This window comes from Hamadaea tsunoensis DSM 44101, from assembly GCF_000428945.1.
GTDB lineage: Bacteria > Actinomycetota > Actinomycetes > Mycobacteriales > Micromonosporaceae > Hamadaea > Hamadaea tsunoensis.
This window is the reverse complement of record NZ_AUAX01000019.1, coordinates 180,356-207,308: the sequence shown is the minus strand read 5'-3', so window position 1 is coordinate 207,308 and position 26,953 is coordinate 180,356. Positions and strand designations below refer to the sequence as shown.

The 26,953-nt window shown below is 70.6% G+C and carries 19 protein-coding genes and 1 pseudogene; 11 read left to right on the top strand and 9 right to left on the bottom strand.

The genetic code is table 11. The features are described from left to right. Window positions 1–62 precede the first annotated feature (62 nt). Window positions 63–2,507 (top strand): PQQ-dependent sugar dehydrogenase, encoded by a 2,445-nt coding sequence (locus tag G401_RS48505; RefSeq protein WP_051367170.1) that lies wholly within the window; start codon window positions 63–65, stop codon window positions 2,505–2,507. A gap of 903 nt (window positions 2,508–3,410) precedes the next feature. Here the strand turns inward: G401_RS48505 and G401_RS0126175 are convergent. The 3 genes from G401_RS0126175 to G401_RS0126165 form a co-directional block, all read right to left on the bottom strand. Next, entirely contained in the window at window positions 3,411–3,950 is a 540-nt protein-coding gene (locus G401_RS0126175; RefSeq protein WP_084557611.1) for a GNAT family N-acetyltransferase, read from the bottom strand. 71 nt (window positions 3,951–4,021) lie between these two features. Next, a complete protein-coding gene (locus G401_RS0126170; protein ID WP_027344812.1) occupies window positions 4,022–4,573 on the bottom strand; it encodes a TetR/AcrR family transcriptional regulator in 552 nt (183 codons plus the stop codon). A gap of 21 nt (window positions 4,574–4,594) precedes the next feature. Next, the gene (locus tag G401_RS0126165) at window positions 4,595–5,851 is read right to left on the bottom strand and encodes a L,D-transpeptidase (RefSeq protein WP_051367169.1); all 1,257 of its coding nucleotides are present in this window, start codon (window positions 5,849–5,851) and stop codon (window positions 4,595–4,597) included. 1,063 nt (window positions 5,852–6,914) lie between these two features. Between G401_RS0126165 and G401_RS0126160 the strand changes: the two genes are divergently transcribed. From G401_RS0126160 to G401_RS55020, 9 genes and pseudogenes are all read left to right on the top strand, one after another. Next, window positions 6,915–8,255 (top strand): sugar ABC transporter substrate-binding protein, encoded by a 1,341-nt coding sequence (locus G401_RS0126160; RefSeq protein ID WP_051367168.1) that lies wholly within the window; start codon window positions 6,915–6,917, stop codon window positions 8,253–8,255. Between the two features lie 66 nt (window positions 8,256–8,321). Further along, on the top strand, window positions 8,322–9,197 hold the full coding sequence (locus tag G401_RS48500) for a carbohydrate ABC transporter permease (protein WP_034593135.1): 876 nt from the start codon (window positions 8,322–8,324) through the stop codon (window positions 9,195–9,197). After that, complete coding sequence (locus G401_RS0126150; RefSeq protein WP_157546337.1) at window positions 9,194–10,066, top strand: carbohydrate ABC transporter permease; 873 nt, start codon at window positions 9,194–9,196, stop codon at window positions 10,064–10,066. Before G401_RS48500 ends, G401_RS0126150 begins: the two co-directional genes overlap by 4 nt. A gap of 16 nt (window positions 10,067–10,082) precedes the next feature. Beyond that, window positions 10,083–11,603 (top strand): glycoside hydrolase family 88 protein, encoded by a 1,521-nt coding sequence (locus tag G401_RS0126145; protein WP_084557610.1) that lies wholly within the window; start codon window positions 10,083–10,085, stop codon window positions 11,601–11,603. A gap of 125 nt (window positions 11,604–11,728) precedes the next feature. Next, window positions 11,729–12,916, top strand: a complete 1,188-nt coding sequence (locus tag G401_RS48495; RefSeq protein WP_034593133.1) for a cytochrome P450 — start codon at window positions 11,729–11,731, stop codon at window positions 12,914–12,916. 344 nt (window positions 12,917–13,260) lie between these two features. Further along, on the top strand, window positions 13,261–14,046 hold the full coding sequence (locus G401_RS56175; protein WP_027344807.1) for a hypothetical protein: 786 nt from the start codon (window positions 13,261–13,263) through the stop codon (window positions 14,044–14,046). A 26-nt stretch (window positions 14,047–14,072) separates the two neighbouring features. Beyond that, complete coding sequence (locus tag G401_RS56850) at window positions 14,073–14,870, top strand: class I SAM-dependent methyltransferase (protein WP_027344806.1); 798 nt, start codon at window positions 14,073–14,075, stop codon at window positions 14,868–14,870. A 190-nt stretch (window positions 14,871–15,060) separates the two neighbouring features. Next, a complete protein-coding gene (locus G401_RS0126125; RefSeq protein WP_027344805.1) occupies window positions 15,061–16,197 on the top strand; it encodes a glycosyltransferase family 4 protein in 1,137 nt (378 codons plus the stop codon). Next, window positions 16,194–17,168: pseudogene (locus tag G401_RS55020) on the top strand (glycosyltransferase); the annotation flags it as partial. The gene G401_RS0126125 and the pseudogene G401_RS55020, both read left to right, overlap by 4 nt. On the opposite strand, the gene G401_RS58650 reads toward G401_RS55020, so the two are convergent. Both G401_RS58650 and mptB read right to left on the bottom strand, forming a co-directional pair. Next, complete coding sequence (locus G401_RS58650; RefSeq protein WP_407636946.1) at window positions 17,103–18,452, bottom strand: glycosyltransferase 87 family protein; 1,350 nt, start codon at window positions 18,450–18,452, stop codon at window positions 17,103–17,105. The pseudogene G401_RS55020 and the gene G401_RS58650 sit on opposite strands and share 66 nt — an antisense overlap. Next, complete coding sequence (mptB, locus tag G401_RS0126110; protein WP_027344803.1) at window positions 18,449–19,843, bottom strand: polyprenol phosphomannose-dependent alpha 1,6 mannosyltransferase MptB; 1,395 nt, start codon at window positions 19,841–19,843, stop codon at window positions 18,449–18,451. Before mptB ends, G401_RS58650 begins: the two co-directional genes overlap by 4 nt. 142 nt (window positions 19,844–19,985) lie before the next feature. Between mptB and G401_RS48485 the strand changes: the two genes are divergently transcribed. Further along, window positions 19,986–20,858, top strand: a complete 873-nt coding sequence (locus G401_RS48485; RefSeq protein WP_051367166.1) for a DMT family transporter — start codon at window positions 19,986–19,988, stop codon at window positions 20,856–20,858. Window positions 20,859–21,374: 516 nt separating this feature from the next. On the opposite strand, the gene G401_RS0126100 is transcribed toward G401_RS48485, so the two are convergent. From G401_RS0126100 to G401_RS0126085, 4 genes are read right to left on the bottom strand one after another with little or no spacing between them, the layout of a single operon-like run. Next, a complete protein-coding gene (locus tag G401_RS0126100; RefSeq protein WP_027344802.1) occupies window positions 21,375–22,391 on the bottom strand; it encodes a sugar kinase in 1,017 nt (338 codons plus the stop codon). Further along, window positions 22,388–22,999, bottom strand: coding sequence for a bifunctional 4-hydroxy-2-oxoglutarate aldolase/2-dehydro-3-deoxy-phosphogluconate aldolase (gene eda / locus G401_RS0126095; RefSeq protein WP_245601843.1), 612 nt, complete (start codon window positions 22,997–22,999; stop codon window positions 22,388–22,390). The genes G401_RS0126100 and eda overlap by 4 nt, the downstream gene beginning before the upstream one ends. Window positions 23,000–23,016: 17 nt before the next feature. Next, window positions 23,017–23,877: an SWIM zinc finger family protein gene (locus tag G401_RS48480; RefSeq protein ID WP_034593131.1), complete on the bottom strand. Its 861-nt coding sequence runs from the start codon at window positions 23,875–23,877 to the stop codon at window positions 23,017–23,019. Continuing rightward, window positions 23,874–26,933, bottom strand: coding sequence for an SNF2-related protein (locus G401_RS0126085; protein ID WP_027344800.1), 3,060 nt, complete (start codon window positions 26,931–26,933; stop codon window positions 23,874–23,876). Before G401_RS0126085 ends, G401_RS48480 begins: the two co-directional genes overlap by 4 nt. Between the last annotated feature and the right edge of the window lie 20 nt (window positions 26,934–26,953).

Genomic DNA, 26,953 nt, shown 5'->3' with positions numbered 1-26,953 from the left:
CCCACATTCATCACGGCCGGGCGAGAGGCCCCGCCGTCCGTCGAACCATTTGGGAGGGTTCGATGAGTTTCCGCCATCAGCGCGGCCTGGTCGCCGGCCTCGCCGCCGCCGGGCTCGTCCTCGGCCTGCTGACCGCCGGCGCGGCGCCCGCCGCGGCCGCACCGACCCGGTACGAGGCCGAGAACGCCACGATCTCGCAGGGCGTCCTGGAGACCACGCACACCGGCTTCTCCGGCACAGGCTACGTGAACTGCGACAACGTCGCCGGCAGCTATGTACAGTGGACGGTCACCATGGCGTCCGCGGGCACGGCTTCCGTCTCGATCCGATACTCGAACGGCACCGCCGTCGACCGCGTCTCCGACATCACCGTCAACGGGTTCCTCGCGATGAGCGGCGTCTCGTTCCCGGCCACCACGAACTGGGACACCTGGGCGACGAAGACCGTCACGGTGCCCGTGAACTCCGGCGCGAACACCATCCGGATCACCGGCACGACCGCCAACGGCCCGGCCAATCTCGACTACCTGGACGTGGACCTGCTCCCCGCGTACACGGACTATCAGGCGGAGAACGCGACCATCTCGCAGGGGGCGGTCGCCACGAACCACCTGGGCTACACCGGCACGGGCTTCGTGGACTACACGAACGTGGCCGGCAGCTACGTCGAGTTCGCGGTCACCGGGGCGGTCGCGGGCACGGCCCAGATCACCTTCCACTACTCGAACGGCACAGCCGTCGACCGGCCGATGGACGTCTCCGTCAACGGCAACGTCGCGGCGAACGACCTGTCCTTCCCGGCCACCACGAACTGGGACACCTGGACCGACACGACGATCAGCGTGACGCTGGCGGCCGGGAGCAACACGATCCGGGCGACCGCGACGACCGCCAACGGCGGCCCCAACCTCGACCGGCTGCGGGTCACCCAGCAGAGCGACTCCCAGGCACCCACCACGCCCGGCCAGCCCGCCTGCTCGAACATCACCTCGACCAGCCTCACGCTGACCTGGCCGGCCTCCTCGGACAACGTGAGCGTGAGCGCGTACGACGTCTACAACGACGGCAACAAGCTGGCCTCCGTCGGCGGCACGACGCCGAGCGCGGACCTGACCGGCCTCAGCCCGAACACCGAGTACCACCTGTCGGTCTTCGCCCGGGACGCGGCCGGCAACGTCTCGCTCTCCAGCGCCCAGGCGTACTGCACCACGCTGCCCAGTTCGGACACGCAGGCGCCGACGGCCCCGACCGGCCTCGCCCAGTCCAACGCGACCGCCAGCACGGTCAACCTGACCTGGACGGCGTCGACCGACAACGTCGGCGTCACCGCGTACGACGTGGTGAGCGGCGGCACGGTCGTGCAGACCTTCGGGAAGGTGACCTCCGGACAGGTGACCGCGCTGCTCTGCAACACCTCCTACACCCTCAGCCTCGTGGCGAGGGACGCGGGCGGCAACGTCTCCGCGGCCAGCAACGCCGTGACGTTCTCGACCACCGCCTGCGGCTCGGGCGGCTTCCCCGGCACGCCGTCCACCTTCTCCTCCGGCTGGACCATCCCGTGGGGCACGTACTTCGCCCCCGACGGCCTCTCGGCGCTGGTCACCGAGCGGGACGACAAGACGACCGCCGGCCAGTTCAAGGTCTACAAGCTCACCACGGGCGGCACCAAGACCCAGGTCGGCACCGTCCCGAACGTGGTCACCACCGACGGCGAGGGCGGCCTGCTCGGCGTGGCCTTCGACCCGAACTGGGACACCAACCACTACGTGTACTTCATGCACACCGCCAGCGAGGGCAACCGCATCGTGCGGATGACCTACAACGGGAGCACGCTCACGGCGTACACGATCCTCGTGCAGGGCATCGCCAAGAACCGCTACCACAACGGCGGCCGGCTCGCCTTCGGGCCGGACGGCTACCTCTACGCCACCACCGGCGACGCCCAGAGCAGCAGCAACGCCCAGAACAAGAGCTCGCTCAACGGCAAGGTCCTGCGGATGAAGACCGACGGCACGCCCGCGCCCGGCAACCCGTTCGGCACCCTGGTCTACAGCTACGGCCACCGCAACCCGCAGGGTCTCGCCTGGGACTCGCAGGGCCGGCTCTGGGAGGCCGAGTTCGGCGACAGCATGTACGACGAGCTCAACCTGATCAAGCCCGGCAACAACTACGGCTGGCCCACCTGCGAAGGCACCTGCAGCGTCGCCGGCATGACCAACCCCGCCCGCCAGTGGTCGGTCTCCACCGCCTCGCCCTCCGGCATCGCCATCGTCCGCGACGTCGTCTACATGGCGGCGCTGCGCGGCACGCGGCTCTGGCGGATCCCGCTGCTGAGCGGCGAGAGCACCGGCTCGCCGACGGCGTACTACGTCGGAACCTACGGCCGGCTGCGCACGGTCACGAAGGTGCCGGGCGCGGACCAGATCTGGCTCAGCACGACCAACTGCGACAACAACGGCGGCCAGGCCAACGGCTCCGACAAGATTTACAAGATCATCATTTCTTGATGATCTTCGGGTGAGACCCCTGTGGTCCGGAGGGCGCGCTCCGGACCACAGGACCATATCCAGGGAAAAGTCCGTTCCCTTACACAAGATCAAAGTCAAGATCATATTCATGGCCCGGGTTCGTCGATCTCACTTCCGCTCCTCGCGCGGGAGACCGTTCCGCCCCTGTCGCTGCGCTCCGGGGACTCCACTGCCAGGTTTCTGGGGCGAAGCATCATCCACCGCGATCCGGTCGCCGTTTCACCCAAACCCCCGCCGTGCCTTTGTCGCGACTGTCCGATATGGCGGTTGGGTGGGTCGGCTCGCCGGTGATCGTTCGCGGCTGGGATGTAGTTTCCAGGCCCATCCCCTCGATCCATTACGGCTGAGATGTAGGCAGAGGCCGTTTTCCTACATCCCGACCGCTGTGGATCGAGGGGATGGGGTGCGTTTTGACATCTCAGCCGCTGCGGATCACGTCCACACCGTCCCGCGGTCGACCGTTGCCCGCGATGCGGGAACGATCTTCCGGCAGATGGGCACGGGGCGCTGATTTGTTGATCGTTTACGGCTGGGGTGTCAATCCGGCCCGATCTGCATGATCAATTACGCGTCAGGTGTGGCAAAGGTCGGTCAGCGTGCTCCAGAACCGTAAACGATCATGCGTCGGGGGGCTGTTTCCACGCCGCAGCCGTAAACGATCACCCCGTCGACCGCCGCCCCGCGCCCATATCGGACAGTCGCGACAAAGGCCGGGCAGGGGTTGAGGCGGTGACCGGGCCGCGGTGGATGATGCCTCGCCCCACTCACCTGGCAGTGGAGTCCCTGGAGCGTAGCGATAGGGGCGGAACGGTCTCCCGCGCGAGGAGCGGAAGTGAGATCGACGAACCCGGGACATGAATTTGATCTTTAGTGCCTACATGATCACAGGGTGAGTTCGTAGATCTGGCCGGTGAGGGTGGCGCCGAAGGACTCGTGCTCGTAGGACTCCACGAGCTGGAAGCCCTCCGCCAGGTAGATCTTGCGGGCGGCCGTCAGCGGATGGTTGGTCCAGAGCATCATCTTCCGGTAGCCGGCCGCGCGCGCGTACGCGATGCACGTGCGCACGAGTGCGCCGCCGATCCCGTGGCCGCGGAATTCCGGGTCGACGAGCAGGATGCGCAGCTGGGCCGTGTCGGCGTCCTTGCGTACGCAGAAGACGCAGCCGGCCCGCACGCCGTCGACCTCGGCGATCCAGGCCTGTTCGCGGGCGGTGTCGCGGTCGGTCGCGTAGTCCGCGACGATCTGCGCGACCAGTTCCTCGAAGGTCGCGTCCCAGCCGAACTGGTCGGCGTAGATCTCGCCGTGCCGCTGGACGACCCAGCCCAGGTCGCCCGGCCGGTCCAGTGGTCGTATCGCGGCTGTGCCCCGCGTCTGCGCCGTGCCCCGTGTCGTACCCCGTGTCGTGCCCCGTGTCTCAGCCATGACCTCAGTGAAACAGTCGTTTCAGTCCAGCGTCAAGGGCCAGTCCAGCGCCAAGAAGGGCGGTCCAAACGTCAAGCGGGCGGCTCGGCCGTCAGGAGGTTCTCGAACAGCGCCACGGCGGCATCCACCCGTTCGGTGTCCCCGGTGGCGAGGCGGTCCATGAGCAGGCCGCGCAGCATCGCCAGGATCAGGGTCGCGCCGGTCTCCGCCGGTACGCCGGGCAGCAGCCGGGCCGACAGCGGCAGCAGATGCGGGAGCCATTCGCGTACGCTGGCCGCGCCGAAACCGGCCCACGGCCCCGGATCGTCGCGCAGCGAGAGCGCGTAGCTCTCGTAGAACAGCCGGGTGACGTTGTCGTTGTCGGACAGCCACGCCCACAGCCGGTCGACGGCGGCCGCGTTCAGCTCCGGGGCGAGCGTGGCGACCTGCTCCGCCCGCGTGTACGCGACGACCTCGCGGACGAGCTTCTCCTTGCTGCCGAAGAAGTACAACAGCACGCGCGGGCTCGACCCGACGGCGGCCGCGAGCGGGCGCAACGACACGTCGGCCAGACCGTGCCGGCGCGCGTACGCGACGATCTTGTCCAAGAGCTCTGCCCGGCGGGCGCTGTCCTCAGGCTGCACCCGCCTACGGTAAGGCAGCGGTCAGACGGCGATCATCTTGTTCCACGGAATGTCCCAGACGGCGCCGGCGCTGTCGCCGATCTGCTGGGCCCGCCCGGTGTTGCGGACGACGACGACGTCGCCGAGCCGGAAGTTGTCGTAGAACCACTGGGCGTTCGGCGTGCTGATGTTGATGCAGCCGTGCGAGACGTTCCGCTTGCCCTGCGAGCCGACGCTCCACGGCGCCGCGTGCACGAACTCGCCGCTGTACGAGATGCGGCAGCACAGCTTGATCAGCTCGTCGTAGTAGTTCGGGTTCTTCGGGTCGGTGACCCCGTAGCTCGCCGACGACATCTGGTGCTCGAGCTCGCGGCTCATGACGACGTGCGTCCCCGAGCGGGTCGGGAACAGGACCTTGTCACCGGTGGCGGTGGTGACGTAGCCGTCCTTGCCCATGCTGATCGGGATGTTCTTCACCTGTACGCCGTCGATCGTGACGATCATGCGGTGGGTCTTGTTCTCGGCGATCGCGATCCGGGCCGGCCCGATCGTGAACGTGAGCGCCTTGTTGGCGTCGCCGTAGACCCCCTTGCCGAGGTTGGCGCCGACCATGTTGGCGTGCACGCTGACCTTGGTGCCCTTGACCCAGTACTGCTCCGGCCGATAGTGCGCGGTACGCGAATCGACCCAGTACCAACGGCCCTCGACCGCCGGCTCGCTGGTGATCTCGATCGCCCGCAGCGCCGCCGTCTTGTCCGACGGGGTCTTGCTGAACCGCGCGATGACGACCTGGCCGACGCCGTAGGTGGCGCCGTTCTGCAGCGAGGTCATGGCGTTCGCCTGGAAGGTCACGCTGGCCGTCGAGCCCGGCTTGACCGTGGTGAAGCTCCCGGTCTTCTGCACGGTCTGCCCGTCGGCGCCCGTGCCGGAGGCCGTCACCTGATAGGTGCGGTTGTAACCCAGCGGCCCGGTGCTCCGCCAGGTCTTGCCGTCCGCGTCGAGCGTGCCCACGACCGCCTTGCCGCTGTTGGTCACGGCGACGGTCGTCAGGGTGGCGTTGGTCGCGGTCACGACGACGGGCTCGCCCGGCGAGACGCCGGTGGCTCCGGCCGCGGGCACGATCGAGAATGCCGCGTCACCCGGTGCGGGGCTCGCGTCACCCACGGGGCTCGCGGACGAGCCGGTGCTCGGCTGACTCCAGGCAGGCTGGTCGTCGCTCTTGCACGCGGAAAGCAGGCTCGCGGTCGCGGCGGCGGTCGCCGCTCCGGCGGCTGAGATGAGAACGGTACGGCGGCGCATGTCGGATCCTCCCGCCGGAAGGGTACTCAACGCCGCCCCCGCCGCGACACCCCGTCCGGTATGCCTTGCCCTCCGCCGGACGGACCAACTGAGATCACAATCCGCTGGGAGTGGCAACCATCCCCGGGGCAGCCGACGTCTACCTTCACGCCCGCCGGGAACGCGCCTGCTCGCAGGCCCCGGCGGGACCATCTTTCCAGGGCTCCCCGCCCGTATGTGTGGGCGGCTCCTGCGGCGATCGTCTGGTTCGGGATCGCAACGGATCGGTTCCTCATGTGATCCGGGCTTTGTCGCAACCGTCCGGTATGGAACGTGCCGACCTCGTTCGCGGACGGCAGCCCCGTTGCGGGCTCGAAGACTTGATCAAATACCACTATTGCGGCATCACGACGCCGATTACCTTGATCAAATACCGTCATTACGGCGAGAGTGCACCCCCCTGCCGGATAGCCGGTATTTGATCAAGGAGACACGCCGCGGACTGCCGAAATAGCGGTAAATGATCACTCTGCGGCTGAGGCTAGTCGCTCACGACGGAAATCATGATCAAGTTCCCGGATTCTGCAGAAAACGGGCCGATTCTGCAGCTCCAGGGAACTTGATCAAGCCGTGGAGATCAACCACTACAGCATCCGGGCACTGGATCGAGGTCCAGGGGCGATCCGGACCCACACAAGCGACCGAAGAGCCCTTTCTAGAATCAAGATCTTTTTGTCCCGGGTCCGTCGATCTCACCTCCGCTCCTCGCGCGGGAGACCGTTCCGGCCTCCCGACCCCGGCGATCTTGCGCGAATGTCCCGAATTACGCGAAGTATGCCCGAATAGCCCGGACATTCGCGCAAGATCGTCGGGGATCGGGGGCTGCGCGGACGGAAGGGTGGGGCATCTTGACATGTCCATGGGTGAGGATAGACAGTCAGTCTGACAATTCATTCCGCTATGGCGACCTGGCTGATTGAGGTATCGATGGGTGTCTTGACGTCAGGGATGGGTACTCGTAACCTTCCTACGAACTGATTCCATCCTTCCGACACCCGTCCACATACATGAACAGGAGACGGTGATGCCCAGCCGTTCCGGAGGCGTATTGCGCCTTCTCGCGGTGCCCACGCTCGCCGTGGCACTCGTGGCCTGCTCATCCACGCCTTCGGGCGACACCCGCCAGGACGCCAAGGCGCAGATCGACATCTGGATCCGGCAGGCGCCCGATTCCGACTCGGCCAAGACCGCGCAGCGGCTCGCCGCCGCCTACACCGCCAAGACGGGCGTACCGGCGCACGTCACGGCGATCTTCGACGACTTCGAGACGAAGCTGCAGCAGCAGGGTGCCCAGCACAAGCTGCCGGACATCGTCATCAACGACACCGCCCAGCTGGGCAACATGCAGAGCCAGGGCTGGCTGCGCGAGGTCGACCGCGCTTCCTTCCCGGGCGCCGACAAGCTGCAGGAGCGTACGTGGAAGGCGGCCACCGCGGCCGACGGCAAGTACTACGCGGTCCCCTTCTCCGCGCAGTCCTTCGTCATGCTCGTACGCGCCGACTGGCGTAAGAAGCTGAACCTGCCCGTTCCGCGGACGTGGGCGGACGTGGCCGCGATGGCCAAGGCGTTCACCGAGCAGGATCCGGACGGCGACGGCAAGAAGGACACGTACGGCTTCGACATCCCCGGCACCACGCAGCGCGGCTACATGTCCTGGTACGCCTCGACGTTCATCTGGGGCAACGGCGGCGACTTCCTGACCGAGGCGGGTACCGGCCACTGGAAGCCGGCGGTCGCCGGGGACAAGACCGTCGAGGCGGTCAAGTTCCTGCAGGACCAGTTCTGCGTGGCGAAGACGGTGAACCCGGGCGCGGTCAACAACAACACCACGGTCGCCCACGAGGTGTTCGAGAAGGGCATCGCCGGCATCTACCTCACCGGACCGTACGTGCTGGCCCGGTTCGTGGCGAGCCTGGGCAGCGACAAGATCGAGGCGATCCCGCTGCCGGCCGGGCCGTCCGGCGGGCCGGGCACGCTGGCCGAGGGCGAGCACGTCTACCTGATGGCCGGTTCGAAGAACCAGGACGGGCAGCTCAAGTTCGCCGAGTTCGCGTCCTCCGTGGAGGGCCAGACGATCGGCATGAACGGCGACAAGGCCGGCGCGATCGTCCGGCTGCCCGCGAACAAGGACGTCGACATGGCCAAGGTCCGGCAGGACCCGCGCTGGCAGGTCTTCCAGCAGGCCTACGACTCCTCCAGCGTCTACACCCCCTCGGTGCCCAACTGGGCGCCGTTCCGGCAGGAGACCGCCGACGGGCTCAACGCCGTCATGGCGAACTGCGCCACCGACGTCAGGCAGGCCATGGCCAAGCTCTCGGATCAGCTTGGCGCGGAGCTGACCAAGCAGAAGGCCCTGGCTTCCTGACCCTCTCCGGCCCGGGCGCGACAATTCCGGGCGCCCGGGCCGGAGCCCCCAGAAAAGAGGGCACCCATGGCGAGCCATCGCCTGAAGAGCACCCTGGTCGCCTGGGGCTTCCTCGCCCCGGCGCTCGTGCTCTTCCTCTATTTCAAGTTCATCCCCATGGCCACCGCGCTGCGCATGAGCCTGTACGAGGTGCGTACGTATCTCGGGGACGAGTGGGTGGGGCTCGACAACTACAGGACCATCGTCAGCGACGAGCGGTTCACCGCCGCCATCTGGCACAGCGCCCTGCTGACCGTCGGTGTGACGGCCGGCTCCATGCTGCTCGGGCTCGTTCTCGCGCTGCTCGTCGAGGGACGCGCGAAATACCTGTGGTTCGTGCGTACGGCGGCGTTCCTGCCCGTGGTCACGACGCTGGCCGTGGTCGCCGAGGTCTGGCGCATCCTGTACTACCCGGCCGACAACGGCCCGCTGAACACCGTTCTCGGCTGGGTCGGCCTCGGTCCCCTGCCGTTCCTCGCGAACGAGCACAGCTCGCTGCTGTCCATCATGGCCGTCGGCGTCTGGAAGGGCGCCCCCTACGACATGATGATCATCCTGGCCGGCCTGGCCGGCGTCGACCGCACGCTCTACGAGGCGTCCGCTGTGGACGGCGCCACCACGTGGGGCCGGTTCCGGCACGTCACGCTGCCGTCGCTGCGCGGCGTGTTCGGCATCCTGTTCATTCTCGCCGCCATCCGCGGGCTGCGCGTGTTCACCGAGGTCTTCCTGCTCACCAACGGCGCGCCCAACGGCTCCACCGAGGTGCTCATGACCCTGATCTACAAGCTCGGCCTCCAGCAGGGCGAGCTGGGCGTGGCGGCCGCCGGGTCCGTCGTGCTCTTCCTCGCCACCGTCGTGCTCACGCTCGCCGTCCGGCTCGTCCGCCGCCGGGGTGCCGCATGATGGGCGACCGTTACGACAGCGTCCTGGGCCTCGACGCGCGCCGCGGCCCGCTGGCCGTCATCCTCAAGATTCTCCTGTACGCGACGATGACCGTCGTGTTCGCCGGCCCGCTGCTCGGCGTACTCTGGGGGGCCTTCAGCAAGATCGTCGATCCGACGCAGTTCACCCTCGTCCCCGAGCACGGCCTGACGCTGGAGAACTTCCGCCGCGCGGCCGACCGGAACGTCTTCGGCTACCTGCTCAACTCGTTCGTCGTGGTCGGCGTCGGGCTGCTGCTGCAGATCATGGTCAGCATCTTCGCGGCGTACAGCCTGGCGCGCAAACGGCTGCGCGGGGCCGCGATCGTCATGCTGCTCATCCTCAGCACGATGATGCTGCCCGAGGAGGTGCTGGCCGTTCCGCTCTCGGTGGTGCTGGCCGACCTGCCCGTCGTGCACCTCGACCTCATCGGCTCGTACGCCGGCATGATCCTGCCCGTCGCGGCCTGGGGCTTCTCGATCCTCGTCATGACCGAGTTCATGAAGGAGGTGCCGATCGAGCTGGAGGAGGCGGCCCGGATCGACGGCGCGGGCGAGCTGCGGACGTTCTTCTCGATCATTCTGCCGATGTGCCGGCCCGCGCTCGGCGTCATCGGCGTCTTCGGCTTCACGATGATCTGGGACCAGTACCTGCTCCCGCTGATCGTCGCGACGGACTCGCCCCAGTACACACTGCCGATCGCGCTGCGTACGCTGCGCGGCGACGAAGAGGTCGGGATCGGCGTCCTGCTGGCGGCGGCACTGCTCGCGCTGCTCCCCTCGGTCCTGGCGTTCCTGGCCTTCCAGCGCCAGTTCGTCCGGGGCCTCACGAGCGGCGCGATCAAGGGATGACCCCAACGGAGGTTCGATGCGTCCCCTTCCCCTGATCCTCGCCGGCGTCCTCGCGGCCGGCGTGATCGCTGTGCCGACACCGGCGTCGGCTCTGTCCACCGTGTACGAGGCGGAGAGCGCCACGGTCTTCCACGGCACGGTGGACGCCGACCACACCGGCTACACCGGCTCCGGTTTCGTCAACAGCACCAACGAGGCCGGCGCGTACGTGGAGTGGAGTGTTCCGGCGACCTCGGCCTCGGCGGTCACCCTCGTGATCCGCTACAGCGAGGGCGTCGCCGCGGGCCGGCCGGCCACGGTGGCCCTCAACGGAACGACGGTCGCCACGCCGTCCTTTCCGTCCACCGTCGACTGGAACACCTGGTCCACCCAGTCGGTGCCGGTGACGCTGGCCGCCGGGACGAACCGCGTACGCGTGACCTCGACGACCGTCGACGGCCTGGCGAACCTGGACTCGCTGACGGTCGACGACGGCTCGGGACCGCCGCCCGGCACGGACTGGACGGCCGAGGTCGTCCGCTCCACGATGCAGCGGTACACGCCCGCGACCCTCGGCTCCTGGAGCTATCCGGTCGTGCTGTACCTCTACGGCCAGTACCTGTACTACCAGCGGACGCACGACCCGGCGCTGCTGGCGTACATCAAGGCGTGGGTGGACCGGTTCGTGGGCTCGAACGGTTCGATCAGCGTGTCGTTCAACAGCCTCGACAACATGCTCGGCGGCCGGCTGCTGCTCATCCTCTACACGGAGACGGGCCAGCAGAAGTACAGGACCGCGGCGGCCACGATCCGCAACCGGTTGACCACCTATCCGCGTACGACCGATGGGGGCTTCTGGCACTCGACGGACCGGACCGGGCAGCTGTGGGACGACGGCGCGTTCATGGCCTTCCCGTTCCTGGCCGAGTACGGCGCGGTGGTGGGCGACGCGACCGCGACCGACGAGGCGGCCCGCCAGATCCAGATCTACTACAGCCACCTGAAGGCGACGAACGGGCTGCTCAAGCACGCCTGGGACGAGGACGGCAGCGAGAGCTGGGCCAACCCCTCGACGCACCAGTCGGCCGAGTCGTGGTGCCGGGCCGTCGGCTGGTTCGGCATGGCGACCGCGCAGATCCTCGACGTCCTGCCGGCGAACCAGCCCCGCCGGTCGTCGCTCGTGTCCGTGCTGCAGACACTGGTCCCGGCGTACGCGTCCTATCAGGACCCCGCCACCGGGCGCTGGTTCCAGGTCGTCGACAAGGGTACGCAGGCCGGGAACTGGACGGAGACGTCGTGCTCGGCGATGTTCGCGTACGCGGTCGACAAGGCGGTCGCGAAGGGCTACGTCGGTACGCAGTACCAGCCGGTCGCCGACCGCGGGTACGCCGGCGTGCTGCAGAAGATCTCGTTGCACTCCGACAACCTGACCTACCTGACGGACATCAGCATCGGTACGAGTGTGGGTGACTACGCGTACTACATCGGCCGGACCCGGGCGACGAACGACTTCCACGGGCTCGGCGCCTTCCTGATCATGAACGAGCAGCTCCGCTAGCCCCCCAAGATCCCGTTTGGATCAGGGTTTCGCACGTAATCTTGGCCCAAGATTCGGGTGATTTCCCTGATCCAAACGGGATCTTGGGGTGGGCGCCCGGGCGGGGAACGGGCAGGATCGGGGTCATGGACGCACTCACCGCGATGTCGATGCTGATGACCGCCGAGGGCCGCCGCGACCCGTACCCGCTGTACGAGGCGATCCGCGCCGCCGGGCCGGTCGCCGATTTCGGGGAGCAGGTCGTCGTCACCGGGTACGCCGAGGCCGACGCCGTCCTGCGCGACCCCGGGATGCGGGTGGTCGACCGGGCGATGCTGCTGCGGGTGGCCGGTCCCGAGTGGGCCGACCGCCCGGCGCAGCGCCTGATGACCGACTCCCTGCTCAACACCAACCAGCCCGATCACCGGCGGATGCGCCGCATCGTCAGCGCCGCCTTCACGCCCCGCCGCGTCGCCGGGCTGGCCGACGCCGTCACCGCCCAGGCCGAGCACCTCGCCGAAGCGGCCGCGGCCGACGCCGCCGTCGACCTCATGGCCGCCTTCGCCGTCCCGCTGCCGGTCACCGTGATCTGCGAGCTGCTCGGCGTACCCGAGTCCGACCGCGCCTGGTTCCGCCCGGTCGCGCTCGACTTCGCCGAGACCGTCGAGTACGCGCAGACCGCCGACGGCGCCGACCGGGCCGACGCGGCCGCCCGGGAACTGCGCGACTACTTCATCGGGCTGGTCGCCGACCGGCTGCGTACGCCGACCGACGATCTGACCAGCGAGCTCGCGCACGCGGAGGGGCTGTCCGGGGCCGAGCTGCTCGGCAATCTGGCCCTGCTGCTCCTGGCCGGTCACGAGACGACCACGAATCTGATCGGCAACGGAATCTCGATTCTTCTTCAGCGGCCGGAATCACAACTGCGGTTGCGGTCCGACCCCGCGTACGCGCAGCCGCTCGTCGAGGAGTTCCTGCGGTTCGACCCGCCCGTGCAGATGACGACACGCGTACCGGCGGAGGCCACCGAGATCGGTGCGGTGACGGCGGACCACCGCACGGCCGTCACCGTCCTGATCGGCGCGGCCAACCGGGATCCCTTGCGGTTCAACGATCCTGCGGTGTTCGACCCGGACCGTCCGGACAACACGCCGCTGTCGTTCGGCGCGGGAGCGCACTTCTGCCTCGGCGCCGCCCTGGCCCGGCTGGAGGGCCGGATCGCCTTCCCGTTACTGCTCGGCAGGTTTCCCCGGATCGCTCTCGGCGCCCCGGCGGTACGCCGCGACCGGCTGGTTCTGCGCGGTTATGAGCGGCTGCCGGTCACTCTCCGATAAGGACGGCGCGAAAACGGTCTTGTGATCGTCACAGCGCGCGACAAGTACATGGAAAACTCATTCCATCGTCCCATGAATGCGGTTGTTGAAAGGGGACACAATCACCGCACAAACCATTACTCACCTGGGACAACCATGCTGGAGTGAGTTGAAGCGGGCCGACGGAATTGGTACAACTTCCGGGGGACGATGCGCGCTGTCCGACGCGTACGCGAATGCGAGACAATGGAACCTCTCGCCCGCGGACCATTCGGTCGGGCATCGCCGACCGGCACACCACCCCCGGGCCGGCGGCGCGCCTCGTCGGAACGACCGATGGGTGGACATGACGGGGAGGGGCGCCCGTGCGCAACGAAAGGCTGCAGGCCGCCTTGACGGCGGCCGGTGTGACGATCAGGGAACTCAGCGAGTGGGCGGGCGTCGACCCGAAGACCGCCGAGCGCTGGATATACGAAGGACGTACGCCGCGCCGGGCGACCGCCCACCGCGCGGCCGCCGGACTCGGCGTCCCGTCGGGCTGGCTGTGGCCGCGGCTCGACGGTCAGCACGTGCCGACCGTCAACGGCCGCGGCGACTTCCTGCGGTTCTACACGCACCGCACCGAGGTGCCGACGGACATCTGGCGCGAGCTGGCCGGGGCCGCCACCACCACGATCGAGATCCAGGCGGTCAGCGGGCTGTCGATCCTCGCCGCCGAGCCCGCGCTGCTCGGCATCATCGAGGCGAAGGGGGCGGCCGGGACGGCGGTGCGGCTGCTGCTGGCCGACCACCGCACGCCGCAACCGCCGGCCTACGACGACGGCTCGTTCTACCAGAGCGCCGCCGACCGCGCCCGGACCGCGCGGGGGCTCTTCGACCCGGTCATCCGGGCCGGCCACGCCGAACTGCGCTGGAACCGCGGCGCGGTCTACAACTCGCTGTTCCGCTTCGACCACGAGATGCTCGTCCACCAGCACGTCTACGGCTCGCTCGGCTTCGTCGAGCCGATCATGCACGTCCGCCGGCTCACCGACGCCGGCCTGTTCGACATGTTCGCCACCGGGTTCGACCGGGCCTGGGCGCACGCGCGTACCGACGACGGACTCGCGGCGGAGACGCAGCCCGGGCCCGACGACGGGGACCACTTCTGACCGGACGCACGGGTAGGGTCGCGATCATGCTTGACGAGGACGGCATCGCCCGCGCCCAGTACGCGACCCTCGACCCGCTCTCGGTCCGCATCGAGACACACCGCCGCTACAGCGCCCGCCCGGATGACATCGAGGCGAGCGTCGACGAGGCCGTGGTCCTGCGCGACACCGCCGACCTGCTCGACATCGGCTGCGGCACCGGCTCCTACCTGCGCCGCCTCGCCGCTTCCGGGCACGCCGGGCGGCTCGTCGGCGTGGACGCCTCGCCCGCGGCGATCGCGGCGCTGGACGGCGTACCGGGGGTGACGGCGGTCGGGGCCGACGCCCAGGAGCTGCCGTTCGAGGACGCCACCTTCGACGTGGTCACCCTGCGGCACATGCTCTACCACGTCCCCGACCCCGGCCGCGCGCTCCGCGAGGCCCGGCGCGTTCTGCGTCCGGGTGGGACGGTGGCGGCTCTGGTCAACCTCGAACACACGACGCCGCTGCTGCACGAGGCGTCCCGGAGACCGCTGGCGGCGTTCGGCGTACGGCGGCCGGAGTTCTGGCTCAAGGTGCACTCCGGCAACCTGCCCGGCCTGGTCGGCGACGTCTTCGGCAACGCCCGGGTGCACCGCCACGACAACGAGCTCGTCTTCGACTCCCCCGGACCCGTTGCCGCGTACGCGGTTTCGTGCCTCACGGGCTACGGGATCACCGCCGACGACCCCCGGCGGGACGCGATGGTCGCGGCGATCGAGGCGTACGCGGTGGCGCTGTTCGACGAGGAGTCGCCCCGCCGCGACCCCAAGGGCTACGTCATCGTCACCGCCCACCGCCCGTAAAGCCCTCCCCCTGCCGCGCGACGATCTTGCGCGGATGTACCCGCATTCCGGGCATGCCCGACGAAATTCGAGACACTCGCGCAAGATCGTCGAGGAAAGGGATGAGGAAAAGGGATTCCGTCGGGCGGAGTTTACGTGCCGGAGGTGTCACCGACTCTCGCCCGCTAGTTGATCTTCGTAGCCTGCGGCCATGCGGGTCGCGATCATCACGGAGTCCTACGCCCCCGACGTCAACGGCGTGGCCAACTCGGTCCTGCGCGTGGCCGAACACCTGATGGCCAGGGGGCACAAACCGCTGGTCATCGCGCCGCAGCCGGGCCGGGCCCTGCGGCACCTCGCCGCACCGCAGGCGTACCCGGTGCTGCGGCTGCCGTCGTTGCCGATGCCGGGTTACCGGAACGTCCGCCTGGCCGGGCCCAGCCGTCTGATCAAGGATGCGCTGCGGCTGCACCGGGCCGACGTCGTGCACCTGGCGAGCCCGTTCGTGCTCGGCGCCTGGGGCGCGCGGGCGGGCGCCGAACTCGGGTTGCCGGTCGTCGCGGTCTACCAGACCGACGTTCCCGGGTACGCGGACGCGTACGGGGTCACGTTGGCGCAGCGGGCCGCGTGGCGGTGGATCGCCGACATCCACGGGCGGGCCAGCGTGACGCTCGCGCCGTCCTCGTCGACGGCCGACCAGCTGACCGAGCACGGGATTCCGCGGGTGGCCCGGTGGGGTCGCGGGGTCGACACCACGTTGTTCCATCCGGGCCGGCGCAGCGCCGATCTCCGCCGGGAGCTGGCGCCCCAGGGTGAGCTGATCGTCGGATACGTCGGCCGGCTCGCCCACGAGAAGCGGGTGGAGCTGCTGCGGGACGCGTCGCGGGAGCCGGGCGTACGCGTGGTGGTCGTCGGCGACGGGCCGACCCGCAAAGCCGTCGAGAAGGCGTTGCCGGACGCGGTGTTCCTCGGCGGGCGGTCCGGCGCGGACCTGGCGACGATCTACGCCAGCCTCGACGTGTTCGTCCACACCGGACCCCACGAGACGTTCTGCCAGACCATCCAGGAGGCGCTGGCGAGCGGCGTACCGGTGGTGGCGCCGGCTTCGGGCGGCCCGCTGGACCTCGTCGAGCAGGGCGTGACCGGCTTCCTCGTGCCCGCGTACGATTCCGCCGCGATCGCCCACGCCGTGACCGCACTCGCCGACCCCGAGGTACGCCAGCGGTTCGGGCTCGCCGCCCGGCTGGCCGTGGCCGACCGGAGCTGGGCCGCGCTCGGCGACCAGCTCATCTCGCACTATCGGGCCGCGCTCGGCCGGCGCGCCCGGGAACTGGAGCTCGTGCCGTGAGCGGCCTGCGTATCGTGCGCCTCGCCAACTTCATCACGCCGAAGTCGGGCGGCCTGCGGACCGCGCTGCGCGAGCTCGGCCGGGGGTACGCGGCCGCCGGGCACGAGCCGGTGCTCGTCATGCCGGGCCCGGCGCACTCCGACGAGCTGACCCCGCAGGGCCGCATCATCACGATTCCGGGGCCGGAGGTGCCGTCGATGGGCGGCTACCGCGTCCTCTTGGGACGGTCGGACGTCGCCGACGTCCTGGCGGGCCTGAAGCCCGACCGGATCGAGGTCTCCGACCGGCTCACGCTGCGCTGGACGGGCGGCTGGGCGCGCCGCCGCGGCGTCGGATCGGTGATGGTGTCGCACGAGAGCCTCGACGGGCTGCTGCGCGTGGCCCGGCTGCCGCAGGGCGCGCGGACGGCGTTTGCGAAGCGGCTCAACCGGGCCACCGCCCGGCACTACGGGCGGGTCGTCTGCACGACGAGCTGGGCGGCCGAGGAGTTCCGGGCGGCCGGCGCGCGGAACATCGCGCAGGTGCCGCTCGGCGTGGACCTCGACCTGTTCCAACCGGCCCGGTTCGATCCCGCCGTCCGCGCCCGGTACGCCGACCCCGGCGAGCTCCTGCTCGTCTGCTGCACCCGGATGTCGGTGGAGAAGCGACCGCAGCGGGCCCTGACCACGCTGGCGACCCTGCGGGCGGCAGGCGTACGCGCGAAGCTGGTGATGGCCGGCGACGGGCCGCTGCGGGAGCGGCTGCGCAGGACGGGCGAGGCCGAGTTCACCGGCTGGATCACGGACCGGACCGAACTGGCCGGCCTGCTCGCGGCGGCGGACGTCGTGCTCGCGCCCGGGCCGATCGAGACCTTCGGGCTCGCCGCGCTGGAGGCGCTCGCCTGCGGTACGCCGGTCGTGGTCAGCTCATCGAGCGCCCTGCCGGACGTCGTCGGGCCGGCGGGCGTCGCGGTGGCCGGCGAGGACTTCGCGGCGGGGGTCCGGCAGCTGCTGGCCGAGCCGGCCGACGTGCGCCGCCGGCGGGCTCGCGACCGGGCTGAGCGGTTCGGCTGGGACGCGGCGGTCCGCGGCTTCCTCGCCGTCCACGAGAGCCTGTGACGCGGAGCCTCCGGCAGCAGCCGCGGAGCCCCCGGCGGCAGCGGAGCCTCCGGCAACGGCGGAGCCCCGGACCGGCAGCCCGAACAGCAGTCCCAGTCCCACGAACACGTACGCGTCGGCGCCGAGGAAGCCCAGGACGCCGTCGTAGTGCACGGACCACAGCCAGACGATGCTGCTGACCAGGATCACGTATCCGGTCACGCCCCACCAGGGCACCCGGCGGCGGCGTACGCCCTCGTCGAGGAGGACCGCGAACGCCGGGACCACCCACACGAGATGGTGTACCCACGTGATCGGGCTGAGCAGGCAGGACGCGATTCCCGTCAGAGCGAATCCGGCCGTCGGCGTCGCTACGCGTACCCGGAGGAACCAGACGACGAGCACGACGAGCCCGGCGGCGGCCCAGAGGGTCTGATCGGCGTGCAGCCGGCTGACGAGCCCGAGCAGCGACTGGTTGGAGACGTAGTCGAGGTTGCCGATGCGGCTGGTGTCGAAGGCGACGCCGGTGAAGTACGTCCGCGAGGTGTCGGGGTCGTACGCGGCCGCGAGCAGCGTGGCGGCCGCGGCGGTGAGGACCGCGGTGAGCGCGGCGCGGCCACGGCGGGTGACGACCAGGTAGAGGATGAACAGCGCGGGGGTGAGCTTGATCGCGGCGGCGAGGCCGATGCCGATGCCGGCCCAGCGGCTGCCCCGGAGTAGCAGCTGAAGGTCCACATAGGCCAGTGCGACGAGCACGAGGTTGATCTGGCCGAAGCTGACCGTGTCGCGGACCGGGTTGAGGCAGGCGAACGCGCAGGCGGCGAGGGCGAGGCTGTACCACCGGCTCCAGCCCGCCCGCCGGGCGATCGGGTCGACCAGCGTGAACAGCAGGAACGCCGACGCGATCGCGGTCAGGACGCACGAGACCGCGATCGTCGTGTGCCAGCCGAGCAGCGCCATCGGCAGCATGACCACGGCCGCGAACGGCGGGTAGGTGAACCCGTAGATCGTGCCCGGGCGCAGGAACGCGTAGAGGTCGCCGTGATCGTCCACCCAGTAGTGGACGGCGTCGTGGTAGACGCCGACGTCGAACCAGCCGCGGTGACCCGGGACGAGCGCGATCACCACGCCGATCGCCGTCGCCAGGGCCGCGACGATCCCCGCACGCCTGACGTTCACCATCGGTAGGCCGGGGCGAGGGTCTCGGCCCACAGGCGGCCGTAGGCGAGCACGATCCCGGCCAGCAGGACGCCGGCGGCGGCGAGGGCGAACTGCGTACCGTCGGGGCCGAAGCCGCTCGGCAGCACGAGCAGGGTCAGCATCGCGCTGCCGGCCGCCGCCCATCGGCGTACCACGCCCTCGGGGGCGGCGGCGGCCAGCGGGATCACGCCCCAGAGCGCGTACCAGGGGCGGGTCGCCGGACCGAGCAGGGCCACCGCGGCGAGACCGAGGCCGATCGCGTACACGGGGCCGAGCCGGGCGCGCCGCCACCACACGTAGGCCACGATCGCCGCCGTCGCCGCGAGCCCGCACCAGATCCAGAACTGCATCGCCGCGTCACCCAGGCCCGGCGGCGCGATCAGCTTCGAGGCCCGCCCCAGCGCCGTCGACAGCGACCAGCTGCGGGGGGACATCGGCGTACGCAAGGAGGCCACCCAGCCGTAGCCGGTGCCCGTCGCCCATGTCACGGCCGCGGTCGTCGCCGCCGCGATGCCGCCTGTACGCACGGCCGCGTTCACCAGGGCCGCCCGCTTGGGCAGGTAGGGCCACCACAACGCGGCGACCACCAGGAGACCGGCGGCGGCCGGCGCCTTGACCAGGGCCGCGAGCGTCACGAGGACCGCGGCGGCGGCGAACCGGCGGTCGAAGGCGATCGACAGGCCGGCGACGAGCAGCCCCATCATCAGCGCGTCGTTGTGCGCCCCGGCCACGAGATGCAGCGGCACCAGTGGATTGAGTACGCCGAGCCACAGCGCCCGGCCCGGGTCGACGCCACACTGGACGGCCAGCCGCGGCAGGAAGTACGCGAGCAGTGCCACACCGCCGACGGCGACCAGCCGCAGGCCCAGGACACCGAGGACGATCTTCGCACCGGCGAGGGCCGACACCGCCGCCGCCATGGCCAGGAACACCGGGCCGTAGGGCGTCGGGGTGTGCTGCCACATCCCGGGCACCTGGGCGGCCAGCTGCCCGCCGAGTTCCGCCACACCGTCCTTGTACACGTCGATCCGGGACACGACCATCGCGCCCTGCGCCAGGTACGCGTACGCGTCGCGGCTGAACAGGGGCGGGGCGAGCAGCAGCGGGGCACACCACAGCGCGAGCGTCGTGAGCTGGCCCCGGCGGTCGGTCTCGACCCGGCCGGCCCACAGCCAGGCGGCCACGAGCAGAGTGACGCCGAAGTATCCATAGAGGACGGCAGGCAGGGCGTACTCGCTGAGGTCGGGGCCCGGCCAGACCTCGAAGCCGCCCACAGGTAACGCGCCGGCCGCGAGCCCGGCTCCCGCGAGCGTGATCGCCCCGGCCATGCCCAGCAGGCGAGCGCCGATCACGCTGGGGAGTCTTGACACCTCGGCAGAGTGCCAGCCGCTCGTTTCCGGCAGGCGAACAGCCGGCCACTTCCCGGTATCCGCCGGGTTGCTTGCCCGCCGGTCACTTGATGTTCACAGAGTGTCATGCCGCCGGACGACCGGCCACCGCATGATCCGGAGCATGCCGGCCGGAATACTCCTCGCACTGACCTCGGCCCTCTGCTTCGCCGCCGCCGGTGCGCTGCAGCACTCGGCGACCCGCACCATCGCGCTCGACGCCGGCCCGCCGTCCGGCGTCGCCCGCTGGATGCCGGTGCTCGGCTTCGCCTCCCGGGTCCTGTCGCATCCGGTGTGGTGGCTCGGCCTCGGCGGCAACGTGCTCGGCTTCTTCTTCCACTCCACCGCCCTGCACGTCGGCTCGATCTCCCTCGTCCAGGCGCTGCTCTGCGTCCAGCTGATGTTCGCGCTGCCGCTCGGCGCCTGGCGTACGCGGATGCCGCTGCTGGCCCGCGACTGGATCGGAACCGCCTCGACCTGCGTCGGCCTCGTCGTCCTCGTGGCCGCCCGGGGTGCCGTGCCGCAGACGCTGTCCCGCACGCACCTCGTCCCGTACGTCGCCGCCGCGGCCGCCACGCTCATCGGGCTGTTCATCGGTCTCGCCCGGCTGTTCCACGGGCGGGTCGCGCGTACGGCGCTGATCGGAACCGCCGCCGGCATCGGATTCAGCCTGTCGGCCGTGCTCATCGTGGTCTGCACCGACCTTCTCGTCCATGGTGGACTGTTCCAGCACTGGCCGGTGTACGCCCTGGCCGGCTCCGGCGTCGTCGCGTCGATCCTGGCCCAGGACGCGTACGCGAGCGGCTCGTTCCCGGCCGCACTGACCACGATGAGCATCGCCGACCCGTTGTTCAGTGCGATCTGGGGAGCGATCCTGTTCGACGCCACCCGGCCGACGACGGCAATGTCGCTCGGCAGCATGGCCCTGGCCGGCAGCCTGATCGCGCTCGGAGTGGGGTTGCTCGCCAACTCGCCCACCGTCGCACCCCAAACCTAGAACCTCTCCTGCTCACGCACCGTCCGGCGCGCAGGCGAAATCGGCGGCCCTGGTCGCACCGGACGCGTCCATGTTCGTGCAATATGGGCTGGAGATGGAGAAATAATAGTCCCGCATCGCCGACGCGATTGCCTTGATCGAGTACCGCCATTACGGCACCGCGACACCGATTTCCATGATCGAGTGCCGTCATTGCGGCGGGAGAGCGCTCCCTTGCCGAATAGACGGTACTTGATCAAGGAGTTCTGCCGTGGACTGCCGAATCGGCGGTACGCGATCACTCGAGGTGAGGGTCACTTGATCACGACATGAAAGCATGATCAAGTTCCCGATTCCTGCAGAGAACGGGCCGATTCTGCAGCTCCAAGGAACTTGATCAAGCTCTGGAGATCCACTACTGCAGAATCCGGGCACTGGATCGAGGTCCGGTATTGGGTCGCGGGGCGAAGATCGTGGTGGTTTTCCGAGCTGTCCTGATGATCGTGGTTGGTCGGAGGCTCGTTGACACACGTCTGATCAGCGGATGACGTCGCCCGTGCCGGATTCCGCCAGCGCCCGCACCTCGGCCAGGGTCGCCATCGACGTGTCGCCGGGGGTTGTCATGGCGAGCGCGCCGTGCGCCGCCCCGTACTCCACACAGGACAGAAGGTCCAGCCCTTGGTGCAGACCGTAGAGGAAGCCCGAGGCGAATCCGTCGCCGCCGCCGATCCGGTCGAGCACGGCCAGGCGCTCGCGGTGGGTCGCCACCGCGACCTCGCCGTCCCGCCAGGCGATCGCCCCCCAGTCGTGGCAGTTCGCGGAGTACGCGTGCCGCAGCGTGGTCGCCACCACCCGCAGGTCCGGGAACTCGGCGGCCAGCCGCTCGGCGTGCGCGGCGAACGAGTCGACGTCGACCGGGTCGGCCGTCGGTACGCCGAACACGACGTCCACGCCGCGCAGCAGCCGCCGGTTGACGGCCTGGGCCGCGGTGAGCCCGCCCCGGCCGTGCCACAGACTCGGCCGGTAGTTGAGGTCGTAGGAGGTACGCACCCCGTGCTCGCGGGCCGCGTACAGGGCGGTCTCGATGAGGTCGGGGGTCGTGTCCGAGAGGCCGGCGAGGATGCCACCGGTGTGCAGGCCGCCGACGCCGGTGGCGAACAGCGCGCCGAAGTCGACGTCGGCCGGCTTCAGCTGCGCGACGGCCGTGTTGCCCCGGTCGGAGACCCCGAGCGGGGCGCGTACGCCGAACCCGCGCTCGACGAAGTTGAGTCCATTGCGGACGGTGCGGCCGATCCCGTCGTAGGGCAGCCAGCGGATCAGGGAGGTGTCGACGCCGCCGGCGAGGATCAGGTCCTCGACGAGCCGGCCGACCTCGTTGTCCGCCAACGCCGTCACGATGCCCGTCGACAGCCCGAAGCAGCGGCGCAGCGCCCGGGCGACGTTGTACTCCCCGCCGCCCTCCCAGACGGCGAAGCTGCGCGCCGTGCGTACGCGGGCGTCACCGGGGTCGAGGCGGAGCATCACCTCGCCGAGGGCGACCAGGTCGAGGCTCACAGCGCCGCCACGGCCGCGGCCCGACGGGCGACCTCGGCCCAGTCGCCGGCGGCCAGCAGGTCGGGGGCGGCCGGGAACGACGTCCCGACGGCGAACACGCTCGGCTCGGCCAGGTAGGCGGGCATCGTCGCCGGCGAGACGCCGCCGGTCGGGATGAACCGGACCTCGGGGAACGGTCCGGCCAGCGCGCGGATCGCGGCCGGGCCGCCGAGCTGCTCGGCCGGGAAGAACTTGACCGTGCCGACCCCGTGCTCGAGCGCGTTCTGCAGCTCGGTCGCGGTGGCGATCCCCGGCACCACCGGTACGCCCAGCTCCAGGCAGCGCAGCACGACGGCCGGGGAGAAGCCGGGGCTGAGGACGTAGCGGGCGCCCGCGTCGACGACCTCGGCGACCTGGGCGGCGGTGAGCACCGTGCCGGCCCCGACGATCAGGTCGGTCCGCTCGGCGAGGATCCGGATCGCGGCGAGCGCCGCCGGCGTCCGCAACGTGACCTCGACCGTACGCAGGCCGCCGGCGGCCAGGGCCCGGCCGAGATCCTCGGCGACGGCGGCGTCGCGGATGGTGACGATCGGGATGACGCGCGTTCCGTCCAGCTGAACATCGTTCACGTAGATGAAACTACCGGTCAGACCTCGGGCGCGTCCAGCCGCCGGTACAGCTCGGCCAGCTCCTGGGACAACCCCTCCCCGCCCAGGTACGCCGACGGCACCGGCAGCTGCCGGAGCACGGGGACGTCGGGCCGGTCGGCGGGGATCTCCGCCGGGATGGGGCTCGGCGGCGTCCACCACTGCGCCGGGACGGCCGGGCTTGCCCCGGCGGCCGGCGGCATCGCACCGAGCGCCGCCCGGGTCCCGATCGTCGGCGCCGCCACCGCGGGCTTCGCCGGGGGTTCGGCGGCCCCGCGCAGCTTCCGCAGCCGCCCGAGCAGTTCCTCCCGATCGCGGCCCCGCCAGCGCAGCAGCTCGAACGGGTCGGCGTCGAACGCCTCGGCCAGCAGGTAGCAGGCGGCCGCCACGTGCTTGCACGGCCAGCCCCAGTCCGGGCAGCTGCACTCCAGGTCGAGGTCCCGGGTCGCGGCCGGGAACAGGTCCACCCCCTCGGCTTCGAACACGTCCACCAGTTCGTGCGGGACCTGGCCGGCGAGCAGGTGGGCGGCGTACCGGGCCTGGGCCGCGAGGCGGTCCTCGATCCGCCGCCAGACCGGGGACGGCACCGCCGCGTACGCGATCCGGACCTGGTACGGCTCGTCCCGCGAACCCTGCACGACGGCGGTCACCACGCCGGCCGAGAGCTGCATCGAGACGACCTGGCCCTTGCGCGCGTACGCCCGGCCGCGTTGCAGGCGACCGCCGTCGGCCAGCCGTTCGAGCGCCCCGAGGAACGCCTTCGACCACCACGTGTCGCCGATCGCGCCGCGGGTGCTGCGAGCCTTCAGTCCACCTTGGACGGACTTGGCCGGGCCGGGGAAGCCGTCGGCGAACCTCATTCGACCGCCGCGTTCGTCTCCAGCCGGAACAGGTCCTTGAGTTCCGCGGTGCTCAGTTCGGTCAGCCATCCCTCCCCCGTCCCCACGATGCGGTCGGCCAGCTCCCGCTTGTCCCGGATGAGGGCGGCGATCTTCTCCTCCAGGGTGCCGGCGCAGACGAACTTGCGGACCTGGACGTTGCGGCGCTGGCCGATCCGGAAGGCCCGGTCGGTCGCCTGGTCCTCGACGGCCGGGTTCCACCACCGGTCCACGTGCACGACATGGTTGGCCGCGGTCAGGGTCAGGCCGGTGCCGCCCGCCTTGAGCGACAGCACGAACACCGACGGGCCGCCGTCGGCCTGGAACCGCTCCACCATCGCGTCACGGTCCGGTTTGGACACCCCGCCGTGCAGGTAGAGCACCTCGCGACCGAACCGGCCCGACAGGTGGCCCTGCAGGGCGCCCCCGAACTCCGCGTACTGGGTGAACAGCAGGGCCTTCTCGCCGGCCGCGAGCACCTCTTCGAGGATCTCCTCCAGCCGGGCGAGCTTGCCCGAGCGCCCGGCCAGCCGCGACCCGTCCCGCAGCAGCTGCGCGGGATGGTTGCAGACCTGCTTCAGCTTCGTCATCGTCGCCAGCACCAGGCCGCGCCGCTCGATCCCCTCGGCGTTCTCGATCGCCCGCAGCGCGTCGTCCACCACCGCCTGGTAGAGCGTGGCCTGCTCGGTGGTCAGGTTGCAGACCACTTCCATCTCCAGCTTCTCCGGCAGGTCGGTGATGATCGTCTTGTCCGTCTTCAACCGGCGCAGCACGAACGGCGCCGTCAACCGCCGCAGCCGGTCGGCCGCCAGCTCGTCGCCGTGCCGCTGGATGGGCTCGGCGTACGCCCGCTTGAACTCGGCCGCCGGGCCGAGCAGTCCGGGATTGGCGAACTCCATGATCGACCAGAGGTCGGCGAGGCGGTTCTCGACCGGCGTACCCGTGACGGCGACGCGGTGCAGCGCGGGCAGCGACCGAATCGCGACGGCCTGCTTGGTCGCGGCGTTCTTGATCGCCTGCGCCTCGTCGACCACGATCCGGTGCCAGCCGATCCTGCGCAGCGCCGCCGCGTCGCGCGTCGCGAGGGAATAGGTCGTGACGACCAGGTCCGAGGCTTCGACGGCGTCCGTGAACTTCTTGCCCTGCACGCGTTCCGCGCCATGATGCACGTGTACGCGCAGCGCCGGCGCGAACTTGGCGGCCTCCCGCTGCCAGTTGCCGACCAGGGACATCGGGCAGACGATGAGCGTCTTGCCCCCTTCGCCGGCGGTGCTCGCCAGGGCCAGGATCTGGGCGGTCTTGCCGAGCCCCATGTCGTCGGCCAGCACCGCGCCGAGCCCGAGCCGTTCGAGGAAGCACAGCCAGGACACGCCGCGCAGCTGGTACGGGCGCAGCGTCCCGGTGAAGGCGTCGGTCAGCTCGGCCGGCGGGATCTGCTGTCCCGTCAGCAGGTCGCCGACCCAGCCGGTCGCGGCCACCTCGACGACCGGAAGCTCCACATCGGACGCGGCTCGCCCGGTCAGCAGGTCGAGCACGGTCATCTGGCCCTGATCGGCCAGCAGGGCCAGCCCGGCGGCCAGCCGTTTCGGATCGAGCTCCACCCACTGCCCGCGTACGCGTACCAGCGGGGCCTTGAGCCCGGCCAGCCGTTCGAGCTCCTCCTGCGTCAGGGTGTGCTCGCCGAGCGCCAGCTCCCACTCGTAGTCGACCATCGCTTCGAGGCCGACCGTGGACTTGTTCGCGACCGTGGCCGGTGCCGCCGGCGACGACGCGGTGAGTTTCACGCCGATCCGGGCCGCCGGCTTGCCCCACCACCGCGGCAGCAGTACGCCGAATCCCGCTCCCGCCAGCAGCGGCGCGGCGTCGCGGAGGAACGCGTGCGCCCGGGTGGCGTCGAGATCGAGGATCGCCGGCTTGGCCTCGCTCAGCGCCCGGTCGAGGTCCGGCCACAGCCGGGCGGCCCGGCCGAGCTCGCCGAGGAAGGTCTCCTGCGGGGCGTCGAGGTGCCGGGCGAACGCGCCGGTGCCCGCCCAGATGTCGGCCGCGCCGACCACGAGGCTCGGTTCGTCGGCCGCCTGCAACGACAGCTCGACCCGCCACGGCTCGTCGTCGCCGGCCTCCTTCGGCGGTTCGACCAGCCGGAACAGCGCCCGCACGGCGCCACCGGCCGCGTCGCGCTGCCAGGCGGCGAGCTCGGCCGCCAGCCGGACCAGGTCCTCCGGCGCCGCGGGGAACTCGCGCCGGCGGCCGGTCAGCGCGGAGCGCCAGTCCTTGGGCGTCCGCCGGGTGGACGGGAGGAAGGCGCGGGCGGTGGCGTCCACGAGCGCGTCCAGCGCATCGCTCACGACGGCCGCGGCAGCCGGCATCCCGGTCGCGGGAGACCCCGCATCCACTATGGACTCGGGCCGGACGGCGCAGCGGCCCGAGGGCGGCAGGGAGGCGGCGAACTCCTGGGCCCGGCGCCGGTCCGTGTCGGTGAGCACCGGCCGCCAGACGGCCCGCCCGCCGCCGGCCGCCCGCTCCAGGTCGGCCCGCGCTTCGGCTGCGTCGACGACCCGGCCGTCCCCGGCGAGCACGTCGAGGCTGGGCAGGATCCGCCCGCGCGCCACGATGTCTGCCGCGAACTCCGCCAGCGCGACGAGATGGCGCAGCGAAGCCCCCATCGTGATCCCGCTCGCCGGCAGGTCGCGCAGCATCGACAGCGCCTCGTCGGCGTCGAACGCGACGGCCGGCACCGCCCACCGGCCGAGCAGCGTGGGACCGGCCGCCGGCGACCCGTCGGTCTCCACCGGCTCGCGGAAGACGTCCGGCGAGTCGTACGGGCGGCGGCCGTCGCCGGGCAGCAGGAGCTCGAGAGTCCCCGGCTCCCCCGCCCCGACCTCGGCGAGCAGGGTCTCGACCGCCGCCGCCGACGGATGCCGCCCGATGCCGTCCGAGGTCACCGGCGGCACCGGACCCGGGAAGGGCGAGCCGGCGGAGGGGTCCTCCGCCCACACGGCCAGGCGGCCCTCCCACCACAGTCCGTGTGCGACGATCACCCGCATAGTTTAGGAGTCCA

What these genes read in the sequence shown, in the direction of transcription:
- G401_RS48505 (WP_051367170.1), top strand. Translation starts at nt 63, where the DNA reads ATGAGTTTCCGCCATCAGCGCGGCCTGGTCGCCGGCCTCGCCGCCGCC.
- G401_RS0126175 (WP_084557611.1), bottom strand. Translation starts at nt 3,950, where the DNA reads ATGGCTGAGACACGGGGCACGACACGGGGTACGACACGGGGCACGGCG.
- G401_RS0126165 (WP_051367169.1), bottom strand. Translation starts at nt 5,851, where the DNA reads ATGCGCCGCCGTACCGTTCTCATCTCAGCCGCCGGAGCGGCGACCGCC.
- G401_RS0126160 (WP_051367168.1), top strand. Translation starts at nt 6,915, where the DNA reads ATGCCCAGCCGTTCCGGAGGCGTATTGCGCCTTCTCGCGGTGCCCACG.
- G401_RS48500 (WP_034593135.1), top strand. Translation starts at nt 8,322, where the DNA reads ATGGCGAGCCATCGCCTGAAGAGCACCCTGGTCGCCTGGGGCTTCCTC.
- G401_RS0126150 (WP_157546337.1), top strand. Translation starts at nt 9,194, where the DNA reads ATGATGGGCGACCGTTACGACAGCGTCCTGGGCCTCGACGCGCGCCGC.
- G401_RS0126145 (WP_084557610.1), top strand. Translation starts at nt 10,083, where the DNA reads ATGCGTCCCCTTCCCCTGATCCTCGCCGGCGTCCTCGCGGCCGGCGTG.
- G401_RS48495 (WP_034593133.1), top strand. Translation starts at nt 11,729, where the DNA reads ATGGACGCACTCACCGCGATGTCGATGCTGATGACCGCCGAGGGCCGC.
- G401_RS56850 (WP_027344806.1), top strand. Translation starts at nt 14,073, where the DNA reads ATGCTTGACGAGGACGGCATCGCCCGCGCCCAGTACGCGACCCTCGAC.
- G401_RS0126125 (WP_027344805.1), top strand. Translation starts at nt 15,061, where the DNA reads ATGCGGGTCGCGATCATCACGGAGTCCTACGCCCCCGACGTCAACGGC.
- G401_RS48485 (WP_051367166.1), top strand. Translation starts at nt 19,986, where the DNA reads ATGCCGGCCGGAATACTCCTCGCACTGACCTCGGCCCTCTGCTTCGCC.
- G401_RS48480 (WP_034593131.1), bottom strand. Translation starts at nt 23,877, where the DNA reads ATGAGGTTCGCCGACGGCTTCCCCGGCCCGGCCAAGTCCGTCCAAGGT.